Source organism: Micromonospora sp. NPDC051296 (assembly GCF_040682255.1).
In the GTDB taxonomy this organism is placed as follows: Bacteria; Actinomycetota; Actinomycetes; order Mycobacteriales; family Micromonosporaceae; genus Micromonospora; species Micromonospora craterilacus.
This window is the reverse complement of sequence record NZ_JBFBAO010000002.1, coordinates 38464-57274: the sequence shown is the minus strand read 5'-3', so window position 1 is coordinate 57274 and position 18811 is coordinate 38464. Positions and strand designations below refer to the sequence as shown.

Genomic DNA, 18811 nt, shown 5'->3' with positions numbered 1-18811 from the left:
CTGGGGATCCAGGCTCGAGCCCCGGTTCGGGATCGTCAGGCGGGTGCCGATCGCGAACGCGTAGCCCTCGAGCACGACCATCGGCAGGCCGTTCTCCGCGGCCAGCGCTCCCCATGGGACGTTGAACTTGCGGGCGACCGAGCCCAGCGTGTCACCGGGCACGGTGATGTACTCGACCGGTCCGCTGGCGCCGGGCTCGAAGGTGCCGTCGCGGGTCATCGCCCACAGGTCCCCGCCGGGGCACTCCGTGCTGTAGCCGTCCCGGTGGCCGAGGATCTCCGTGCCGGCGCCGCCGTAGTGCCGAAGGTAGGTGATGGCGTCGCGAATGCCCTGCTTCATCTCCGCGGTGGGGGCGGTGTCCCAGATGCCCCCTCCGGACGTGCCCCAGAAGGAGCGCCCGGTGCCGGTCATCGCGAGGATCGCGTAGTGGTTGCGGTTCAGGGTGGAATTGCCGTTCGCGGCGCACTGGCGATTCCTGCCCCGGCCCTCGAAGACATACCCGTGCCGGCAGACCGCCAGGCTGTAGCCGATGTCCGACCACCCGTTGCCCTGCTGGTGGTCGCGCTGAATTCCCCGCACGCCCCCGGCGCACTGCGAGTGGAACCACTCGATCGGATAGAGCGAACCGACCCAGTGAATCTTGACGCCCCGGTTGGACGTGATCGGCGGGTCGTCGTTCTCCCCGCGCGGACGGGCACCCCACTCGGCTCTGGTGACGAATTTCATCGCAGCGTTTCTTTCTGTCGAATGACTGGCGGATTCGTGAAATGGGTGACCAGCGGCTACAGGGTGTAGGCGAACGCGCCGAGCCCGAGTTGGTCGAAGCCGCCGCCTTCGGCCCGCGCCCGGTCGGCGAGCGTGGCCGTGTTGGGCGCGGACAGGCCCCGACGCGTCACATAGTGGTCGTGGATGATCGCCCATGCCGGGCTGGTCGCCGAGGTGCCCCAGGTGCCGAGGGTCGGCGTCTCCGACGGTTCGAGCTCGAACCGCGCGACGTCCTCGCTGGCCGCGAGCAGGCGGTTGCCGTGGCTCGCGTAGAGGTCCCGGCCCTGGCTCCAGGCCATCTCGCAGATGACCGCGAGCAGACCGAGCCCGGTGACCGAGTACCGGTCGGAGTGGCCGCCGTCCCACACGTACGGGACAAGGTTCATGATCCGGGGGGTGTCGGTGATGAGCGCGGTCGCCCGGTCGACCTTGGCGGTGTCGTCGCAGAAGATCCCGATCGCCAGCACCGAGGCGATGTGCGACAGTTCCCAGTTCGTGGCGTACCGGGGCGTGCAGGAGTCGAGCGGAGCGGCCAGGTACGCGTCGCTCGCCGGGTAGAGGACGCTCGTCAGCATCGTGCCGAAACGCGCCACGTCGAAGCCCGCGTGGTCCCGGACCATCTCCGCGGCGTTCGCCAGCACGAATCCGTAAATGCCAGCCGTCTGCCCGATCTCCGGCTCACCGGAGATCGACGTCAGCGTCTGCGACCAGGCGTTGAGGATGTCGCGGGCGGTGTTCGCGTGAGCGGTGTTTCCGGTCAACTGCCACAACAACGCGTTCTGGTAGGCGGTGTGCGCGTCGTCGAGCAGTTGGCTGTGGTTCGCGCCGGCGCCACCGGTGTTCAGGGCGGCCACCGGCCGCGCCGACCAGCCTGTCTGGGAGCGCGCGTCTGCCTTGACCGCGTTCCAGCCGGCCGCCCAGGGGCCGGTCGTCGCGCTGGTTCTGGTCCGCAGCGCCGCGAGACCCGCACTGGCGTGCAGCAGGCCCGGGTGCGCGTACGCGGCGGCTGCGGCACGCGCCTGCGGCGCTGCCAACGACCCCAGCAGGCTGGCGGCGCTCACCCCGGCGCCGACGATCGCGGCATTGCGGAGAAACGACCTTCGGCTGGATTTTGTCGTGACCGGATCAGATGACATGACCATTCCTTCGGGCAGGGAAGACCGCCGCGTCGACGGTTTCTGGGCACAATGCAGCACCGTCAATACGCAATGGAGCTTCTTGCGGGGCGGCCCAAACGTTAGGTCCCGAGTCGGGGCGCGATCCAGAGTTGGGAGGAAAAGCTCCCCGGTTCGCCACCTACCGGCGCCCGCGCAACGGGGGTTCCCTGAATGGGGCCTGATTCGCAGCAGCCAGCGAGAGCTGAGGTGCCCGGCCCGGCGGGCGGAAGGGGGGCCCGCCGGGTCACCGGCCGTCGCGGTGCCAGCGCGTCGGGGTGTCGACGTACCTCTTGGTCATAATGGTCGGCGATGGGCCACATTGAGAAGGCGGCGCGCCACCGCCCCGGGGAGGCCGCCGGCGGTCCAGGGATGGACCTCGGCGTCGCGGGATGCACCGACGCGGTGGAGGTCGGCCGGGGCGGCTTCGGGATCGTCTACCGGGCCTGGCAGCCGGATTTCCACCGCTGGGTCGCGGTCAAGGTGCTCGCGGCCGACTGGCACGGCCCGTCCCGGGCCCGCTTCGAGCGGGAGCTGAAGACGCTGGGCCGGCTGTCGGACCATCCGCACATCGTCACGCTGCACCAGGCCGGCCGGACCGCGGCCGGCAACCCGTACCTGCTCATGGCGTACGAGGAGGGCGGCTCGCTGGCGGACCGGCTGGCCGCGCAGGGCGCGGCGACCGGGTCCGGCGCGGAGGTCGCGGAGCCGCCGTGGGTGGCGGCGGTGGCCGGCGGGATCGCGGTGGCCGGTGCCCTGGAGACCGCGCACCGGGCCGGCGTGCTGCACCGCGACGTGAAGCCCGGCAACATCCTCATCTCGCGGTACGGCGAGCCGAAGCTGGCCGACTTCGGCCTGGCCCGATCACGCGCGGAGGTGCCCGAAGCGGGCCGGCGCCGGGTCACCGCGAGCGTGCCGCACGCCGCACCGGAGGTGTTGCGCGGTGAGCCGGCCTCGGTGACGTCGGACGTCTACGCCCTCGCCTCGACGGTGCTGCACTGGATCCGCGGCACGCCGGCGTTCGCCGGCGACTCCGAGGCCGACCTGCTGCGGCGGATCGCCGCCGACCCCGTACCCGACCTGCGCCCCGACGGCGTGCCCGAAGCGGTGTGTGTGGCTCTGGAGCGAGCCATGGCGAAGGACGCGGCCCGGCGGCAGCCGACCGTGGCGGCCTTCGCCGAGGAGTTGCGGCAGGCACAGCGGGCGGCGGGTCAACCGGCGACACCCTTCGTGCTCGGCGCGGAAACCGGGGCGGTGACGGTGGGGGAGCCGGCCCGACCCCGCTTCTCGCTGACCGCGCGCCGGGCCGCCCTCGCCCCGGACCTCAGCGCCACCATCGCCCGAAAGACGCGGGTACCCGGGCGAGTGGTGGGCCGGGCCGTCGGCGCGCTGGTCGCCGGGGTCTCGGTGCTGGTCGCGGCCGGGTCGGCGGCCACGCCCCCGGCCGGCGAGGTGGCGGTACCGATGGAGTTGGCGGTGGGGGAGCACGAGGTCCACGCCGCCTCGGACGAGCACGCGGTGACCGTCCGCAACGCCGGAGGCCGGGAGGTCCGGCTGACCGGGGTGGCACCGGCCGGCCCGCACGGCGGCGATCTGGAGATCACCGGCGAGGGCTGCACCGCGCGCGAGCTGGCCCCCGGGCAGCGATGTGAGGTGCGGGTGGTCTTCACCCCGCAGGGGCCGGGAGCGCGGACGCCGCTGCTCGCGGTGACCGTGGCCGACCGTACGGCACCGCTGACCGTGCGGGTGGTGGGCACCGGTCGGCTCCGCCCGGCCAGCCGGGACGACGCACCGCCGGGCCGCTGCTACGACGACGCCTTCCAGGTCGGGCCGTCCGCCTACGGGCATGCGGGCGGCCTGCGCGGGCTGTCGGTGAAGCAGTACTGGTCGCCGACCTGCCAGGCGGCGATGGCGTACGCCTGGGTGTGGAAGCAGTACCGGGACACCGCGATGCCCGGTGGCGGTACCTGGCTCATCGACCTGGTGGTCCGCCCGGCTCCCGGGGGCAGCGGGGCGCGGCAGCGGGCGCAGGGGCAGCCGCATGAGCTGTGGACGGTGCCGCTCACCGCCGACGGCGGCTGCACGGTGGCGACGGCCACCGTGACGCACCGGCTCACCGGCGAGTCGATGACGGCGACCACCGAGCCGTACTGCGGGTGAGCGTGGGCGGGTACTTCGAGGTCCACCTGGCCGGGCCGGTGCGCCTGGTGCCGCTGGCTGCGGACGCGCTCACCATCGGCCGGGCGCCGGGCAACGAGGTGACCATCGACAGCAAGCTGGTGTCCCGGCTGCACGCCGTGGTCGAGCGATTCCCCGCCGGCTGGTCCATCCGGGACCTGGGCAGCACGAACGGCACCACGGTCAACGGCTACCCGGTCCGTCCGGCGCAGGTGCTGCGGGACGGGGACCGGGTCGAGATCGGGCCGGCCCGGCTGGTGTTCCACGCGCCGGCCGGATCGAACGGTACGCACACCGTCGGGGTGGAGCCACCGCCCCCGCCGCCGGCGCTGACCCCCCGTGAGCAGGAGGTGATGGCGGTGCTCTGCCGGCCGTACCTGGCGGGCGGGACGCCCTTCCCCGAGCCGCCCACGGTGCGGGCGATCGCCGCCGAGCTGCACATCACCGAGAGTGCGGTGAAGAAGCACCTCTCCCGGCTGTACGACAAGTTCGGCCTGACCGGCAACGACGACCGGCGGCGGTCCCGGCTGGCCGGGGAGGCCGTCCGCCGGGGCTGAAACGGTCGGCGGTGAAGTCTCGCCCTTCGGAGGGCGTCACGGGTCGGCAGACGCGGGCGGGCTGCCGCACGGGCGGACGTGCAGCAGCCAGCGGAGTGGGCGATTCTGGTGTTGGTCAGCTCAACTGGGTTTCGATCTCGGCCAGTTCTTCGATGGTCAGGTCGAGGTTGTCCAGTGCGGCGATGTTCGCCTCCAGTTGCGGCACGCTGCTGGCGCCGATGATGAGGCTGGTCATCCGGGGGTCGCGCAGCGCCCAGGCGAGCGCGAGCTGCGCGAGGGACTGGCCGCGACGTCGGGCGATCTCGCCCAGGCCACGGATGGTGGCCAGCCGTTGTGGACTCACGTCGCTCTCGTTCAGAAAGACGCTGGTGCGGACCCGGGAGTCGGCCGGGATGCCGTCGAGGTAGCGGTCGGTGAGCAGCCCCTGCGCCAGCGGGCTGTACACGATGCAGCCCGCGCCGACCCGCTCCAGCGTGTCCAGCAGGCCGTCCTCCTCGGTCCAGCGGTTGAACATCGAGTACGACGGCTGGTTGATCAGCAGTGGCGTACCCAGGTCGCGCAGGATCGCCGCGGCCCGCTGGCTCTGCTCGGAGTTGTAGTTGGAGATGCCGACGTAGAGCGCCTTGCCGGAGCGGACGATGGCGTCCAGGGCGGCCATCGTCTCCTCCAGCGGGGTGTCCGGGTCGTACCGGTGGCTGTAGAAGATGTCGACGAAGTCCAGGCCGAGGCGGCGCAGCGACTGGTCGAGCGAGGAGACGAGGTACTTGCGGGAGCCCCACTCGCCGTACGGGCCGGGCCACATCAGGTAGCCGGCCTTGCTGGAGATGACCAGTTCGTCGCGGTACGGCTTGAGGTCGCCGGCGAGCATCCGGCCGAAGTTCTCCTCGGCGGCGCCGGGCGGCGGGCCGTAGTTGTTGGCCAGGTCGAAGTGGGTGACGCCGAGGTCGAAGGCGCGCCGGACGATGTCCCGCTGGCGCTCGAAGGGGCGGTCCGGCCCGAAGTTGTGCCACAGGCCGAGCGAGATCGCCGGCAGGCGCAGCCCGCTGGCTCCACTGCGCCGGTAGGTCATCTGGTCGTAGCGTGTGTCGGCGGGGAGGTAGGTCACGATCATGACCATAGTCCGGGGTCGGCCGCGTGACACCCGCACGCCGCCGGACCTGAGGCGGGCGTCGGGTCGGGGCGGATCGGCGGCCGTCGTGCTCTGCTCCGGGTACGGTCGGAGCCATGCGCTACGTGCGGCTCGACACCCCGAAACCCCTGTCCAAGATCGGTCTCGGTACCTGGCAGTTCGGCTCACGGGAGTGGGGCTACGGCCCCGACTACGAACGGCTGGCGGCGGACATCGTCCGGCGCGCCGTCGAGCTGGGCGTCACCCTCTTCGACACCGCAGAGCTGTACGGCTTCGGCCGCAGCGAACGGATCCTCGGCGCGGCCCTGGCCGGCGACCGCGACAAGGTGACCGTGGCCACCAAGATCTTTCCGGTGCTGCCGGTCGCGTCGGTGGTGCAGCAGCGGGCGGTCGCCTCGGCGGCCCGGCTCGGCGTCACCAGCATCGACCTCTACCAGCTGCACCATCACAACCCGGTGGTCGCCGACCAGACGACCATGCGGGGCATGCGCGCGTTGCAGGATGTCGGGCTGGTCGGTGAGGTTGGGGTGAGCAACTACAGCCTGCGCCGCTGGCAGGTCGCCGAGGCCGCGTTGGGCCGGCGGGTGCTGAGCAACCAGGTCCGCTACAGCATGCTGGACCGCAAGCCGGAGGAGGATCTGCTGCCGTACGCGGAGCAGGCCGGGCGGCTGGTCATCGCGTACAGCCCGCTGGCGCAGGGGTTCCTCTCCGGGCGGTACGACGCACACCATCCGCCGGTCGGCGCGGTGCGCCGCGCCAACCCGTACTTCCTGCCGGAGAACCTGGAGCGCGGCACGGCGCTGATCGAGACGCTTCGCCAGGTGGCCGCCGCGCACGACGCCACGCCGAGCCAGATCGCCCTGGCGTACGTGCTGCGCCACCCGAACGTGGTGGCCATCCCGGGCGCGTCCAGCGTGGAGCAGATGGAACGCAACGCCGCCGCCGCGGAGATCGACCTGACCGAGGACGAGTACGCCGCGCTGGTCAACGCGGCGCGGGCGTTCCGCCCGGTAACCGGGCTGGCCGCGGTGCCCCGCCTGATCAAGGCCCGCGCCGGCCGCTGACCCGGCGCGCGCGCCGGAGCCACCCGGCCTTGATCGTCTGCACTCCGGTGACCCCCGCCCCGGCGTGTCGGGTCACTGAACCGCAGACGATCAGGGCGCAGCGCGCGAGGTGTCTCCCCGTGGTGGGGGAGGTGGTGCGGGTGGGGCGGCGGCATCATGGGGCGATGAATCCTCGCACGGCGCTGCGTCCGCTGGTCGCCGGCAGCACCTGGCGGCAAGGCGTCTTCCTGCTGCTCGGCGGGGTGCTCGCGCTGCCGTACGGGGTGCTCGTGGTGGCCTTCGCGCAGTTGTTCGGCAACCCCGAGGCACCCCGGCCGCTGGTGCTCGCGCTGCTGGTGCTGGCGACCGCCATCGCCGTCGTGCCGATCTTCCATGGCGGCAGCCGGGCGCTGGAGATCGCCGCCGTACGCGGCCTGCTCGGGGTCGGCCTGCCCGAGCCGGTGCCGGGCCGCCGGCTCGACCGGGAGACCCGGCTGCGTGCCGCACTCTGGATCGGGCTGCATCTGTCCAGCGGCGCGCTGGTGGTGGGGGCCCTGTTCAGCGCGGTGCCGATGGCGCTGGCCTTCATCGTCGCGCAGGCCGGCCTCGACGTCGGGTTCGCCGGCGAGCAGCGGTTCGGTCCGTTCGACGGGCGGGACACCGGTTGGCTGTCGGCCATCGGCGTGCTCGTCCTGGTCGCCCTCGGCTACGCCGTTGCCGGGCTGGGTGCGCTGGCCGCGTCGATGGCCCCGGTGCTGCTCGGCCCCGCGCCGGCCGAGCGGATCGCCGCACTGGAGGTGCGGGCGACGCGGCTGGCGGAACGCAACCGGCTGGCCCGGGAACTGCACGACTCGGTCGGCCACGCGCTGACCGTCGCCACCCTCCAGGCCGGCGCCGCCCGCGAGGTGCTCGACCGCGACCCGGAGTTCGTCCGCCGGGCGTTGACCGCCATCGAGGAGACCGGCCGGCGGGCGATGGACGATCTCGACCATGTGCTCGGGCTGCTGCGGGAGACCGGGGCGTCGTCCACCGGTCCGCAACGGACCCTGGCCGACCTGCCCGCACTGGTCGCCGACACCCGGGCGGCCGGCCAACCGGTACGCAGCCGGGTGCGCGGGGCGCTGGACGGGGTGCCGCCGGCGGTCTCGCGGGAGGGCTACCGGATCCTCCAGGAGGGGTTGACCAACGCCGCGCGGCACGGCCGTGGGTCGGTCGCGCTGCGGGTCGACGTACGGCCCGACGGGTTGGAGATCGAGCTGGTCAACGACCAGCCCGGTCCGAGGTCGGGCGGCGCGGCGGGGTTGGGTGACGTGCCGGGGGCGGGCGGCGGGCGGGGGCTGGTCGGTATGCGGGAGCGGGTGCTGCTGCTCGGCGGCGGGATGACCGCCGGCCCGGACCAGGACCGGTGGCGGGTGCGGGTGCGGCTGCCGATCGGGGCGGCCGGATGAGCACCGACGTGTTGATCGTCGACGACGACGAACTGATCCGGGTCGGGTTGCGGGCGATCCTCGACGCCCAGCCGGACCTGCGGGTGGTCGCCGAGGCCGCCGACGGCGCCGAGGTGCCGCCGCTGGTCGCCCGGCACCGGCCGCAGGTGGTCCTGATGGACGTGCGGATGCCGGGGATCGACGGCATCCAGGCCACCCGGCAGTTGCTGGCCACCTCCGCCGAGCCGCCCCGGGTGCTGGTCATCACCACCTTCGCCAACGACGAGTACGTCTACGACGCGCTGCGCGTCGGGGCCAGTGGCTTCCTGCTCAAGCGGGCCCGGCCGGCCGAGGTGGTGGAGGCGGTACGGGTGGTGGCGCGCGGGGAGTCACTGCTGTTCCCGGCCGCGATCCGCCGGCTCGTCGGGGCCCACGGGCGGCGGGGCGCCGATGGGCTGCGGGCGGCCCGACTCACCGAGCGGGAGGCGGAGGTACTGCGGTTGATGGCCGCCGGACTGTCCAATCCGGAGATCGCGGTCCGGCTGGTGGTCGGGGTCGAGACGGTGAAGACGCACGTCGGCAACGTGCTGGCCAAGCTCGGGGTGCGAGACCGGACCCAGGCGGTGATCGCCGCGTACGAGTCGGGGTTCGTGGTCCCCGCCGGCTGACCTCCCCCGCGTGGGGGAGCGGATTCCCCGGCCGGCGGGAGGTTTCCCCGGCCCAGCGGGCCGAGGCTTACGGCATGACGACGCGGACCGTACCCACACCGACCGCCACCCGGCCGGGTCGGCTCGCCCTGCTCGCCGCCGGCTGGCTCGGTCTCTGGGGCGTCCTCGCCCTGCTCGCCACGTTCACCGGCGCGGGCTACCCGCTCGGCGCCAACAATCCGGGTGGTAGCGGGACGACCCTGCTCCGGCTGATTCCGGTCGGACTCGGGCCACCGTTGTTCGCCGTGCTGCTGCTCGCGGCGGCGGTGGCGGCGCTGGTGATGAGCCGTCCCACCGCCGGCCCTGCCGTCCGCTGGCGGGTGCCGCTGCTCAGCCTCGGCTGGGCGGTGGCCTTCGTGCTCGCCGTCGTGGTGCCGGACGCGTGGGTGCTCGTCCTTCTCGGGTACGCCCCGATCCTGCTGCTCGGCGCGCCGTTCGGCTGGCCGGACGTGGACTACGCCGACGTGTTCACCTGGGCCCTGTTCGTGAAGGCCGCGGCGATGTTCGGCGGGCTGCTGCTCGGGGTTGTCGTGCTGGCCTGGCAGCGCCGTACCGTCGGTGCCTGTGCCCGATGCGGCCGGGCAGGCGGGGACGACGCGGGCTGGACGGCCCCGGCGTCCGCGGCCCGCTGGGGCCGGTGGGCCGGGTACGTGGCGGTGGCCGTACCGGCCTGCTACGCCCTGACCCGGCTCGCGTGGGCGGCCGGCATCCCGTTCGGGATCTCCGCAGGCATGCTCGCCGAGCTGCGGGACACCGGCGCGGTGTGGGCCGGCGCGGGGTTGGGCGCGTTCGCGATGGTCGGGGCGATCCTCACCCTCGGCCTGGTCCAGCGCTGGGGCGAGCGGTTCCCGCGTTGGATGGTGGGCCTGGCCGGGCGGCGAGTGCCGGTGCGGCTGGCCGTGGTGCCGGCGGCCGTGGTGGCGGTCGCGGTGCTGGCGGCCAGCATGGGCTACCTGGGCAGCCCGAACTTCTGGGCGTTGGCCGGCGGGCTCAGCATGGCTGCCGCCCCGATCCTGTTCTTCCCCCTCTGGGGGCTGGCGCTCGGCGCGGCGGCGTACGCGTACCACCTGCGCAGGCGGGGTGCGTGCGGTCGCTGCGGCCGGGAATGAGCCGCTGGCCCGGCCGGCCCGCACGGGGGTCGGGCCGGCCGGGCCAGTCAGGGCAGGTCGCGGGCGTAGCAGACGGAGAGTGGCTCAGCCCGGTACGGGCCGAAGTTGTCGATGCGCCGGTAGCCCTCGCGTTCGTAGAAGCGCATCGCGTCGGGTTGGGCGGTGCCGGTCTCCAGCAGCAGGGTGCGTACGCCGGCGTCGCGGGCGGCCTTCTCCAGGGCGTGCAGGATGGCGGTCGCCACGCCGGTGCCGCGGGCGGGCGGGGTGACGTACATCCGTTTGATCTCGGCGGTGCCGGACCGGAGGAAGCGCAGGCCGCCGCAGCCCACGGCGGTGCCGTCGCCGTTCCGGGCGACCAGGAAGACGCTGACGGTCTCGGCGGTGGGCGGCGTGCCCGGCTCGTGGTCGTCGTTGCCGTACCGGGCGTCGAGTTCGGCCCGTTGTGCGGCGCGCAGCCGCGCGGCGTCGGTCGACTCCCACGGCTCGTGGTCGATGGAGAGCATCGCGCCTCCCTTCCGTCGCGGCTTGCCGTAACAACTGTTACCGTAACGTACGCTACGGTATGGGCTCACGGAAGGGGACCGATGGCCAGACGGCGTGACCTGGCCGACCAGCAACGACGCCTGTCGGCGGCGACCTGGTCGGTGCTGGCCGAGCGCGGCCTGCCCGGGCTCACACTGCGCGCGGTCGCGGAGGCGGCCGGCTGCACCACCGGGATGGTGCTGCACACCTTCGCCGACAAACAGGCCCTGCTGGTGCACGCCCGCGAGCTGCTGCACCGGCGCACCGGCCAGCGCGCCGACGCCGCCCAGGCCGGTGCCGAAACGCCGATCGCGGCGCTACGGGCGGTGCTGTTGCAGGCCGCCTCGCCGACCGAGGAGAAGCGGGAGGAGGCCCGGGTGTGGGTCGGCTTCCTCGCCGCCGCGCTGGCCGACCCGGTCCTGGCCGACCTGCACCGTGGCTACAACCGTCGGTTCGTCGACCGGATCCGCGGCCTGGTCGCCGCCGCCCGCCCGGATTGGCACCCGGCCGACTGTGCCGCCACCGCGACGAGCCTGGTCGCCCTCGTCGAAGGGCTCAACGCGCTCGCGGCCGTCGACCCGGACACCTACCCCGACGAAGCCCAACGCGTAGCCATCGACGCCGCCCTCATTCGCCTCGACCCCGGGCCGGTCCCGCTCGACAAGCGTTGATCATGAGCTTGCCGGGCCCTTGATCTCTGGGTAGCCGGCACCTTCATGATCAGCCGGTGGGTCACGTTCGGTGCGGGGGGCTGACGCGCAGGGGTGAGCTAGCGTTGGGCGGGTGAGTGCGTCCTTGGCGAACCCGGTTCCGCCCGCTGACCTGCCCGGCACGCTCGGTGCGCTGCGGGCGGCCGGGCACCGGTACCGCACGGTCAAGCAGGAGCTGCGCGACAACCTGCTGGCCCGCATGCGCGGCGGCGGGCCACGGTTCGCCGGCATCGTCGGGTACGACGACACGGTGCTGCCCGAGGTGGAGCGGGCGCTGCTCGCGGGGCACGACATGGTGCTGCTCGGCGAGCGGGGCCAGGGAAAGACCCGGCTGATCCGGTCACTGGTGACATTGCTGGACGAGTGGACTCCGGTGATCGCCGGGTCGGTGCTCAACGAGCATCCGCTGCATCCGGTCACCCCGGCGTCGCGGGCGCTGGTCGCCGAGGCCGGCGACGACCTTCCGATCGGCTGGCTGCACCGCTCGATGCGTTACGGCGAGAAGCTGGCCACCCCGGACACCAGCGTCGGTGACCTGATCGGCGACGTCGACCCGATCCGGCTGGCCCAGGGGCGTACGCTCGGCGACCCTGAGACGATCCACTTCGGCCTGGTGCCGCGTACCAACCGGGGCATTTTCGCGGTCAACGAGCTGCCGGACCTCGCCGAGCGGATCCAGGTGGCGCTGCTCAACGTGCTGGAGGAGCGGGACATCCAGGTCCGGGGCTACCAGCTGCGGCTGCCGCTCGATCTGCTCCTGGTGGCCAGCGCCAACCCGGAGGACTACACCAACCGGGGCCGGATCATCACCCCGCTCAAGGACCGGTTCGGCGCCGAGATCCGGACCCACTACCCGACCGAACTGGAGCTCGAGCTGGCGTTGATCCGGCAGGAGGCCGACCTGGTCGCCGAGGTGCCGGAGCACGTGCTGGAGGTCCTCGCCCGGTTCGCCCGAGCGGTGCGCGAATCGCCGTCGGTGGACCCACGTTCCGGTGTCTCCGCCCGGTTCGCCATCGCCGCCGCGGAGACGGTCGCCGCCGCCGCGCTGCGCCGGTCGAGCCTGCTCGGCGAAACGCCCTCGCTCGACGGCGAGGCGTTAAAAGGGGGCCCTTCCTCTACCGCAGACGTTAACAAGGGGCCCTTCCTTACACCTGTCGCGCGAGTGGGGGACGCGGTGCCGGTCACGTCGACGTTGCGCGGCAAGGTGGAGTTCGAGAGCGGCGAGGAGGGCCGGGAGATCGAGGTCCTGGGCCACCTGCTGCGTACCGCCACCGCCGAGACGTTCCGCGCCCGGCTCGCCGGGCTGGACCTCTCCGGCTTCACCGCGCTGGTCGAGGACGGGCAGGCGATCGAGACCGGGGAACTGGTGTCGGCGGCCGAGCTGCTGCGCCAGGTGGGGACGGTGCCGGGCCTGGCCAAGGTGCTCGACCGGCTCGGCCTCGGCGACGCGCCGAGCCCCGGACAGGCGGCCGCGGCCGTCGAGTTCGTGCTGGAGGGGCTGTACCTGAGCCGCCGGCTGGGCAAGGACGTCACCGACTCGGGACGCACCCGCTACGGCGGCCGGGACTGAGCATGGCCGGCAACCGGTTCCGCTACGGGCAGTGGCGCGGCGGCCCCGACCCGCTGGCACCGCCGTACGAAGTGCAGGCCGCGGTCGACCAGGTCGGCGCGGAGGTGCTGGCCGGCGGCAGCCTGCGCCAGGCGCTGCGGGACCTGCTGCGCCGGGGCCCGCAGGACCGCGGCGGACTGGACGAGCTGACTGCCCGGGCCCGCCGGTTGCGGCGGGAGGTGCTGCGCCGGGGCGGCCTGGACGGCGCGGTGACCCGGGCGCGGGCCCTGCTGGACCAGGCCCTCGCGGCCGAGCGGGACGAGCTGGCCGGACGCCAGGACGACGCGGCCCGGTTCGCCGAGACGGTGCTGGACAACCTGCCCCGATCCACCGCCCAGGCGGTGCGGGAGCTGTCCGGCTACCAGTGGGCGAGCGACGAGGCCCGGCAGATCTTCCAGCGGATCCTCGACGGGCTGCGCGACGACGTGCTCGGCCAGCGCTTCGCCGGGCTGCGGGACTCGGCGCGGCTGGCCGCCGACCCGGCGGTCCAGGAGCGGATGGCCGCGATGATGCGGGACCTGAACGACCTGCTGGCCCGGCACGCCCGCGCGGAGGACACCACCGACGCGTTCGCCGAGTTCATGCGCCGGCACGGCGAGTTCTTCCCGGAGCGTCCGGCCGACGTCGACGAACTGGTCGACCTGCTGGCCCGCCGGGCGGCGGCCGGGCAGCGGCTGATGAACTCGCTGTCGGAGCGGCAGCGCGAGGAACTCGCCGGCCTGATGCGCCAGTCGCTCGGCGACCGGCTGGCCGGGGAGTTGGCCGCGCTGGAGGGGAACCTGCGGGCGTTACGGCCGGACCTGCCCTGGGGCCGGGGCGAGCGGATGCAGGGTGGCCGGCCGTTGGGCTACGGCGAGGCGACCGGGGCGCTGGACGAGGTGGCCGAGCTGGACGACCTGCTCGACCAGTTGGGCCAGGCGCATCCTGGGGCCACCCTGGACGACATCGACGTCGACGCGGTGGCCCGGACGCTGGGCCGCGACGCCGCCGCCGACGTACGCCGGCTGCGGGAGTTGGAGCGCGAGCTGCGCCGGCAGGGCTGGGTGACCCGGGACGCCGAGGGCCTGACGCTGAGTCCGAAGGCGCTGCGCCGGCTCGGCGGTACCGCGTTGCGGCGGGTCTTCGCCGAGCTGACCGCCGGCCCGCGGGGCCGGCACGACCTACGCTCGGCGGGGGCGGCCGGCGAGGTCGGCGGCGCGTCGCGGCCCTGGGAGTACGGCGACGAGCAGCCGCTGGACGTGGTGCGGACGCTGACCCGGGCGATCCGTCGGGCCGGCCCGGGGGTGCCGGTGCAGCTGGCCGTGGAGGACTTCGAGGTCGTCGAGACCGAACGGCGGGCGTCGGCGGCGGTGGCGCTCTGCGTCGACCTGTCGTACTCGATGATCTCGCAGGGGCGCTGGGGGCCGATGAAGCAGACGGCGCTGGCCCTGGCCCACCTGATGGCGACCCGATTCCCGCAGGACGCTCTGCAGATCATCGGGTTCGGCCGGCGGGCGGCCACGTTGACCCAGCAGGAACTGGCCGCGGTCGAGCCGGACCTGGCCCAGGGCACCAACCTGCAACACGCGTTGCAGCTGGCCGGGCGGCACCTGCGGCGCTACCCGGACGCCGAGCCGGTGGTGCTGGTGGTGACCGACGGGGAGCCGACCGCCCACCTGGATCCGGACGACGGGGAGGCGGTGTTCTGCTGGCCGTCGTTGCCGGAGACGATCGAGGCGACGATCCGGGAGGTGGACCGGCTCGGCCGGTACCGGGCGACGCTGAACCTGTTCATGCTCGGCGACGATCCCGGGCTGCGTCGGTTCGTCGACGCGGTGGCCCGCCGCAGCGGCGGCCGGGTGTTCACGCCGGACACCGACGACCTCGGTGAGTACGTGGTCAGCGACTACCTGCGCGCCCGCCGCGGTCGCCGCTAGGCTCGGCCGGGTGGAGGTCGACGGGCTGCGGCGGGCGTACGGCGCGGTGCTGGCCGAGGTCGACGCGGGCGGGTTCGGGCCGCCGCCTCCCGGGCGGTACAGCGCCGAGCAGATCGTCGCGCACCTGGTCACCAGCGACGAGCTGATGAGCGAGGCAACCGAGGCGGTGCTCGCCGGGTCGACGTACGCCTTCTACGAACTGGACGAGGTGCACCGGCCGGAGCTGGACGTGCTGACCGCCGAGTGTGGCGGCCTCGACGGGCTGGCCGACCGGCTGCGGCAGACCAGCGATCGGCTGGTCGGGCTGGTGGCCCGGCTCGGGCTGGCGGCCGACACCCCGGTCGAGACATATCTGCGTGAGGGCTTCGACCTCGTCGTCGACGAACCGCTGCCCTGGGGCCGCACCATCGATCTGCACACCCGCGTCCACCTGCCCCGCCACCTGGCCGACCTGCGGGCCCTGCGTACCTCGGCCTGATTTTCACCCACGGCGGAAGGCTCGGCGGTAGGCGGACGGGGCGACGCCGATGCGCTGGTGCAACTGCTGACGCAGGGCGGCGGTGGTGCCGAACCCGCTGCGGCGGGCGATCTGGTCGACGCTCAGGTCGGTGCTCTCCAGCAGCAGCCGGGCGTGGTCGGTGCGTTCGTGCAGCAGCCACTGGGCCGGGCTGAGCCCGGTCTCGGCGCGGAACCGCCGGGTGAACGTGCGGACGCTCATCCGGGCCTGCCCGGCCAGCTCGCGCAGGCTGACCGGCTCGTGCAGCCGCTGGCGGGCCCACTCCCGCGCCCCGGCGGTGCTGGTGTCGGGTGCCTGCGGCACCGGGCGTTCGATGTACTGGGCCTGGCCGCCGTCGCGCCACGGCGGCATCACGCACCGGCGGGCGGCCTGGTTGGCCACCTGGCTGCCGTGGTCGGTGCGGACCACGTGCAGGCAGAGGTCGATCCCGGCGGCGACTCCGGCGGAGGTGAGCACCCGGTCGTCGGCGACGAAGAGCACGTCGGGGTCGAGGTCGACGTGCGGGTGCAGCCGGCAGAAGCGGTCGGCGTACGCCCAGTGGGTAGTGGCCCGCCGGCCGTCGAGCAGCCCGGCGGCGGCCAGCACGAACGCGCCGGTGCAGATCGACATGATCCGTACGCCCCGGTGGTACGCGGCGCGCAGCGCCTCGATCACCTCGGGCTCGACCGGGGCGAGCGTGGCGTCGCCGTGCACCCCGGGCACCACCACGGTGTCGGCCCGCTCCAGCAGCTCCAGCCCGTGGTCGGGGAGCACCCGGAAGCCGGCGCTGCTGCGCACCGGCCGGGCGCCGGGGGTGCAGGTGTCGACGGCGTAGTAGTGCGCGTTGTCGGCGTCCCGGGCGGTGCTGAAGACCTGGGCGGGGGTGCCCAGGTCGAGGCCGACCACCCGGTCGAGGGCGAGGACGGCGACGCGGTGCGGGGTCATGGCCTGATTATTGCGCATCATGGCTTTCCGGCCACTCGCCGTTCCGGCCGCCGCGCCGCAGACTCGCCTGGTGAAAAGACCTGTCCGCCTGCATCCGGCCTGGATCGTCGCCGCGGTCGCCTTCGTGGCGCTGGTCGGCGCCGCCGGCTTCCGGGCCACCCCCTCGGTGCTGCTGCACCCGCTGCACGCCGAGTTCCGCTGGCCGCTGGCCACCATCTCCGCGGCCGTCTCGGTGAACCTGCTGCTCTACGGGCTGACCGCGCCGTTCGCCGCCGCGTTGATGGACCGGTTCGGCATCCGCCGGGTGGTGGCCGCCGCGCTGGCGCTGGTCGCCGCCGGCAGCGGGCTGACCGTGTTCATGACCGCGAGCTGGCAGCTGGTGCTCTGCTGGGGCGTGCTGGTCGGGCTGGGCACCGGCTCGATGGCCCTGGCGTTCGTGGCGACGGTGACCGGGCGCTGGTTCGTGCACCGCCGTGGCCTGGTCACCGGCGTGCTCACCGCCGGCGGGGCGGCCGGCCAGCTGGTCTTCCTGCCGTTGCTGGCCATCCTGGTGAGCAGGTACGGCTGGCGGGCGGCGGCGCTGGTCGTCGCCGGGGCGGCGCTGCTGGTCGTACCGCTGGTGCTGCGGCTGCTGCGCGAGCACCCGGCGGATCTCGGGCTGCCCCCGTACGGCGCGACCGAGGTCGTCGAGCCGGCGAGGCCGGCCGGCGGGGCCGCCGCCCGCGCGGTCGGCGCGCTGGCCCAGGCGGCCCGTACCCGGCCGTTCTGGCTGCTGGCCGCCGGCTTCGCGATCTGCGGGGCAACCACCAACGGACTGGTCGGAACGCATTTCATCCCGGCTGCGCACGACCACGGGATGGCGCAGACCACGGCGGCCGGGCTGCTGGCGCTGGTCGGCCTCTTCGACATCGTCGGCACGGTCGCCTCCGGTTGGCTCACCGACCGGTACGACCCCCGGCTGCTGCTGGGCGCCTACTACGCGCTGCGCGGCGGGTCGCTGCTGGTGCTGCCCAGCCTGTTCGCGGCCACCACCGAGCCGAGCATGCTGGTCTTCATCATCTTCTACGGGCTGGACTGGGTGGCCACGGTGCCGCCGACGGTGGCGCTGTGCCGGGAGTACTTCGGCGCGTCCGCGGCGGTGGTCTTCGGCTGGGTGTTCGCCGCCCACCAACTCGGCGCGGCGGTGGCCGCCACCGGGGCGGGGCTGGTCCGGGACCAGCTCGGCGAGTACACGCTGGCCTGGTACATAGCGGGGACGCTGTCGGTGGGGGCGGCCGTGCTGTCGGTGATGCTGATCCGCCGCCGCGGCGCCGCCTTCACCGAGCCGGCCCCGGTCGCCGCCGCGCCGAGGGCGTGGAGCTACCGGGGCTGAGCGGGTCGGGCGACGTGCCCGGTGCCCTCGGGGTCGAGCTGACTCACTGGAGCGTCCAGCGCTGGGCCGGGTTGCCGTCGCACGGGGCCTGGGTGATGTCGTCGCCGGCACCGGTCGCGCCGTCGTGGACCTGCGCGCACTTGCCGCTGTGCACGGCAACCAGCAGTGTCGTGCCGTCGCCGACGGGGTGCAGCCGCCACTGCTGGTTCCCCTGGCCGTGGCAGCCGAACTGCTGCAACCGGGCGCCGTCGTCGCCGCTGCCACCCTCGACGTCGAGGCACTGGTTGTGCGCCGCGTTGGTCAGGGTCACCGCGTCCGGGCCGAACGGGTTGACCACCCACTGCTGCTCCGGCCCGCCGGTGCAGTCGGCCAGCTCGGCGACGGCCTTCTCGCCACCGCTGTCGAGCCCGAGGCACCGGCCCGAGCCGACACCGTGGAACACCTTCGGACCGGTGATCGCGTCGGGGTCGGCGCTGGGCGCGGCCGATGGGGTGGGTTCGGGCGCCTCTGTGGTGGGCGGCGGTTCCTCCTCGGTCGGGCTCGGCTCGGCCGGCGTCGGACTGACCGCAGCCGTGGTCGGTGCCGGCGTCGGGTCGCCGCCGCCGAGCACGCCGGTGCCGAACAGCACCCCGACCAGTACGCCGACCAGCCCGACCGCCAGCGCCACCCGCATCAGCGGGTCGCGGGGCAGCCCGGGGCGGCGGCTGCCGTAGACGGTGCCCGATCCATCGGTTTCCGACATGCCGGCATCCTGGCCCACGCCGGCCGACGTGGGCCAGCCGCCCCCGGCGGCGGTGACTCAGTCGACGACCCGGACGTCCTTCCAGAAGGCCACCCGGTCGCGGACCATCTCCGCCTCCGGCAACGGATCGGGGTAGTACCAGACCGCATCGTCGCTGGTCCGGCCGTCGTGTTCGAGGCTGTAGTAGGAGGCGGTGCCCTTCCATGGGCAGTAGGTGTTGGTGTCGGAGGCGCGGATCAGGTCCTCGCGCAGGGCGGTCCGAGGGAAGTAGTGGTTGCCCTCCACCACCACGGTGTCGTCGCTCTCGGCTACGACCAGGTCGTTCCAGACGGCTTTCGGCATGGCCCCCAGGCTAATCGGACCGGCACGCCGATCCGGGCGCGAAACGTCTCCCGTGGACATCCCGCCAGTGTCACCGGTGACGCGTAAG

Annotated in this window: 18 protein-coding genes; 11 read left to right on the top strand and 7 right to left on the bottom strand. The window is 73.7% G+C overall.

The genetic code is table 11. The features are described 5' to 3' along the window. Together AB0M52_RS00555 and AB0M52_RS00550 are read right to left on the bottom strand one after the other, a co-directional pair. Positions 1-726 (bottom strand): LysM peptidoglycan-binding domain-containing protein (locus tag AB0M52_RS00555; RefSeq protein WP_363946844.1); only part of this gene is annotated, 726 nt, incomplete at its 3' end. 56 nt (positions 727-782) lie between these two features. Then, a complete protein-coding gene (locus AB0M52_RS00550; protein ID WP_363946841.1) occupies positions 783-1901 on the bottom strand; it encodes an alginate lyase family protein in 1119 nt (372 codons plus the stop codon). A gap of 330 nt (positions 1902-2231) precedes the next feature. On the opposite strand from AB0M52_RS00550, the gene AB0M52_RS00545 reads away from it, so the two are divergent. Further along, on the top strand, positions 2232-4079 hold the full coding sequence (locus AB0M52_RS00545; RefSeq protein WP_363946838.1) for a protein kinase: 1848 nt from the start codon (positions 2232-2234) through the stop codon (positions 4077-4079). Continuing rightward, a complete protein-coding gene (locus AB0M52_RS00540) occupies positions 4076-4654 on the top strand; it encodes an FHA domain-containing protein (protein ID WP_363946835.1) in 579 nt (192 codons plus the stop codon). The genes AB0M52_RS00545 and AB0M52_RS00540 overlap by 4 nt, the downstream gene beginning before the upstream one ends. Before the next feature lie 115 nt (positions 4655-4769). Here the strand turns inward: AB0M52_RS00540 and mgrA are convergent, their stop codons facing one another. Then, a complete protein-coding gene (gene mgrA / locus AB0M52_RS00535) occupies positions 4770-5765 on the bottom strand; it encodes an L-glyceraldehyde 3-phosphate reductase (protein ID WP_363946832.1) in 996 nt (331 codons plus the stop codon). A gap of 113 nt (positions 5766-5878) precedes the next feature. On the opposite strand from mgrA, the gene AB0M52_RS00530 reads away from it, so the two are divergent. The 4 genes from AB0M52_RS00530 to AB0M52_RS00515 all read left to right on the top strand — a co-directional run bounded on the left by AB0M52_RS00530 (position 5879) and on the right by AB0M52_RS00515 (position 10069). Further along, positions 5879-6847: an aldo/keto reductase gene (locus tag AB0M52_RS00530; protein WP_363946828.1), complete on the top strand. Its 969-nt coding sequence runs from the start codon at positions 5879-5881 to the stop codon at positions 6845-6847. Between the two features lie 164 nt (positions 6848-7011). Further along, a complete protein-coding gene (locus tag AB0M52_RS00525) occupies positions 7012-8274 on the top strand; it encodes a histidine kinase (protein ID WP_363946825.1) in 1263 nt (420 codons plus the stop codon). Next, positions 8271-8921 carry a response regulator transcription factor gene (locus tag AB0M52_RS00520; RefSeq protein ID WP_363946822.1) on the top strand — a complete coding sequence of 217 codons (651 nt, stop codon included), beginning with the start codon at positions 8271-8273 and terminating at the stop codon, positions 8919-8921. The genes AB0M52_RS00525 and AB0M52_RS00520 overlap by 4 nt, the downstream gene beginning before the upstream one ends. A gap of 74 nt (positions 8922-8995) precedes the next feature. Further along, entirely contained in the window at positions 8996-10069 is a 1074-nt protein-coding gene (locus AB0M52_RS00515) for a hypothetical protein (RefSeq protein WP_363946819.1), read from the top strand. A gap of 47 nt (positions 10070-10116) precedes the next feature. Here AB0M52_RS00515 and AB0M52_RS00510 read toward each other — a convergent pair whose 3' ends face one another. Next, positions 10117-10572: a GNAT family N-acetyltransferase gene (locus AB0M52_RS00510; protein ID WP_363946816.1), complete on the bottom strand. Its 456-nt coding sequence runs from the start codon at positions 10570-10572 to the stop codon at positions 10117-10119. Between the two features lie 81 nt (positions 10573-10653). Between AB0M52_RS00510 and AB0M52_RS00505 the strand changes: the two genes are divergently transcribed. The 4 genes from AB0M52_RS00505 to AB0M52_RS00490 all read left to right on the top strand — a co-directional run bounded on the left by AB0M52_RS00505 (position 10654) and on the right by AB0M52_RS00490 (position 15304). Beyond that, the gene (locus tag AB0M52_RS00505; RefSeq protein WP_363946812.1) at positions 10654-11262 is read left to right on the top strand and encodes a TetR family transcriptional regulator C-terminal domain-containing protein; all 609 of its coding nucleotides are present in this window, start codon (positions 10654-10656) and stop codon (positions 11260-11262) included. Between the two features lie 112 nt (positions 11263-11374). Further along, complete coding sequence (locus AB0M52_RS00500; RefSeq protein WP_363946809.1) at positions 11375-12871, top strand: sigma 54-interacting transcriptional regulator; 1497 nt, start codon at positions 11375-11377, stop codon at positions 12869-12871. 2 nt (positions 12872-12873) lie between these two features. After that, positions 12874-14826, top strand: a complete 1953-nt coding sequence (locus AB0M52_RS00495) for a VWA domain-containing protein (RefSeq protein WP_363946806.1) — start codon at positions 12874-12876, stop codon at positions 14824-14826. Positions 14827-14836: 10 nt separating this feature from the next. After that, entirely contained in the window at positions 14837-15304 is a 468-nt protein-coding gene (locus AB0M52_RS00490; RefSeq protein ID WP_363946803.1) for a hypothetical protein, read from the top strand. A gap of 3 nt (positions 15305-15307) precedes the next feature. On the opposite strand, the gene AB0M52_RS00485 is transcribed toward AB0M52_RS00490, so the two are convergent. Beyond that, positions 15308-16285 (bottom strand): DJ-1/PfpI family protein, encoded by a 978-nt coding sequence (locus tag AB0M52_RS00485; RefSeq protein WP_363946796.1) that lies wholly within the window; start codon positions 16283-16285, stop codon positions 15308-15310. A 1-nt stretch (position 16286) separates the two neighbouring features. Between AB0M52_RS00485 and AB0M52_RS00480 the strand changes: the two genes are divergently transcribed. After that, positions 16287-17639, top strand: coding sequence for an MFS transporter (locus tag AB0M52_RS00480; protein WP_363946793.1), 1353 nt, complete (start codon positions 16287-16289; stop codon positions 17637-17639). A gap of 43 nt (positions 17640-17682) precedes the next feature. On the opposite strand, the gene AB0M52_RS00475 is transcribed toward AB0M52_RS00480, so the two are convergent. Both AB0M52_RS00475 and AB0M52_RS00470 read right to left on the bottom strand, forming a co-directional pair. Next, complete coding sequence (locus tag AB0M52_RS00475) at positions 17683-18381, bottom strand: RICIN domain-containing protein (protein WP_363946790.1); 699 nt, start codon at positions 18379-18381, stop codon at positions 17683-17685. A gap of 57 nt (positions 18382-18438) precedes the next feature. After that, positions 18439-18723, bottom strand: coding sequence for a DUF427 domain-containing protein (locus AB0M52_RS00470; protein ID WP_363946787.1), 285 nt, complete (start codon positions 18721-18723; stop codon positions 18439-18441). Positions 18724-18811: the final 88 nt, after the last annotated feature.

Bases quoted from the DNA above. Each gene is read 5' to 3' on its own strand.
- AB0M52_RS00475 (WP_363946790.1), bottom strand. From the start codon at position 18,381: ATGTCGGAAACCGATGGATCGGGCACCGTCTACGGCAGCCGCCGCCCC.
- AB0M52_RS00480 (WP_363946793.1), top strand. From the start codon at position 16,287: ATGGCTTTCCGGCCACTCGCCGTTCCGGCCGCCGCGCCGCAGACTCGC.
- AB0M52_RS00485 (WP_363946796.1), bottom strand. From the start codon at position 16,285: ATGCGCAATAATCAGGCCATGACCCCGCACCGCGTCGCCGTCCTCGCC.
- AB0M52_RS00495 (WP_363946806.1), top strand. From the start codon at position 12,874: ATGGCCGGCAACCGGTTCCGCTACGGGCAGTGGCGCGGCGGCCCCGAC.
- AB0M52_RS00515 (WP_363946819.1), top strand. From the start codon at position 8,996: ATGACGACGCGGACCGTACCCACACCGACCGCCACCCGGCCGGGTCGG.
- AB0M52_RS00525 (WP_363946825.1), top strand. From the start codon at position 7,012: ATGAATCCTCGCACGGCGCTGCGTCCGCTGGTCGCCGGCAGCACCTGG.
- AB0M52_RS00550 (WP_363946841.1), bottom strand. From the start codon at position 1,901: ATGTCATCTGATCCGGTCACGACAAAATCCAGCCGAAGGTCGTTTCTC.
- AB0M52_RS00545 (WP_363946838.1), top strand. From the start codon at position 2,232: ATGGGCCACATTGAGAAGGCGGCGCGCCACCGCCCCGGGGAGGCCGCC.
- mgrA (WP_363946832.1), bottom strand. From the start codon at position 5,765: ATGATCGTGACCTACCTCCCCGCCGACACACGCTACGACCAGATGACC.
- AB0M52_RS00470 (WP_363946787.1), bottom strand. From the start codon at position 18,723: ATGCCGAAAGCCGTCTGGAACGACCTGGTCGTAGCCGAGAGCGACGAC.
- AB0M52_RS00505 (WP_363946812.1), top strand. From the start codon at position 10,654: ATGGCCAGACGGCGTGACCTGGCCGACCAGCAACGACGCCTGTCGGCG.
- AB0M52_RS00510 (WP_363946816.1), bottom strand. From the start codon at position 10,572: ATGCTCTCCATCGACCACGAGCCGTGGGAGTCGACCGACGCCGCGCGG.
- AB0M52_RS00520 (WP_363946822.1), top strand. From the start codon at position 8,271: ATGAGCACCGACGTGTTGATCGTCGACGACGACGAACTGATCCGGGTC.
- AB0M52_RS00530 (WP_363946828.1), top strand. From the start codon at position 5,879: ATGCGCTACGTGCGGCTCGACACCCCGAAACCCCTGTCCAAGATCGGT.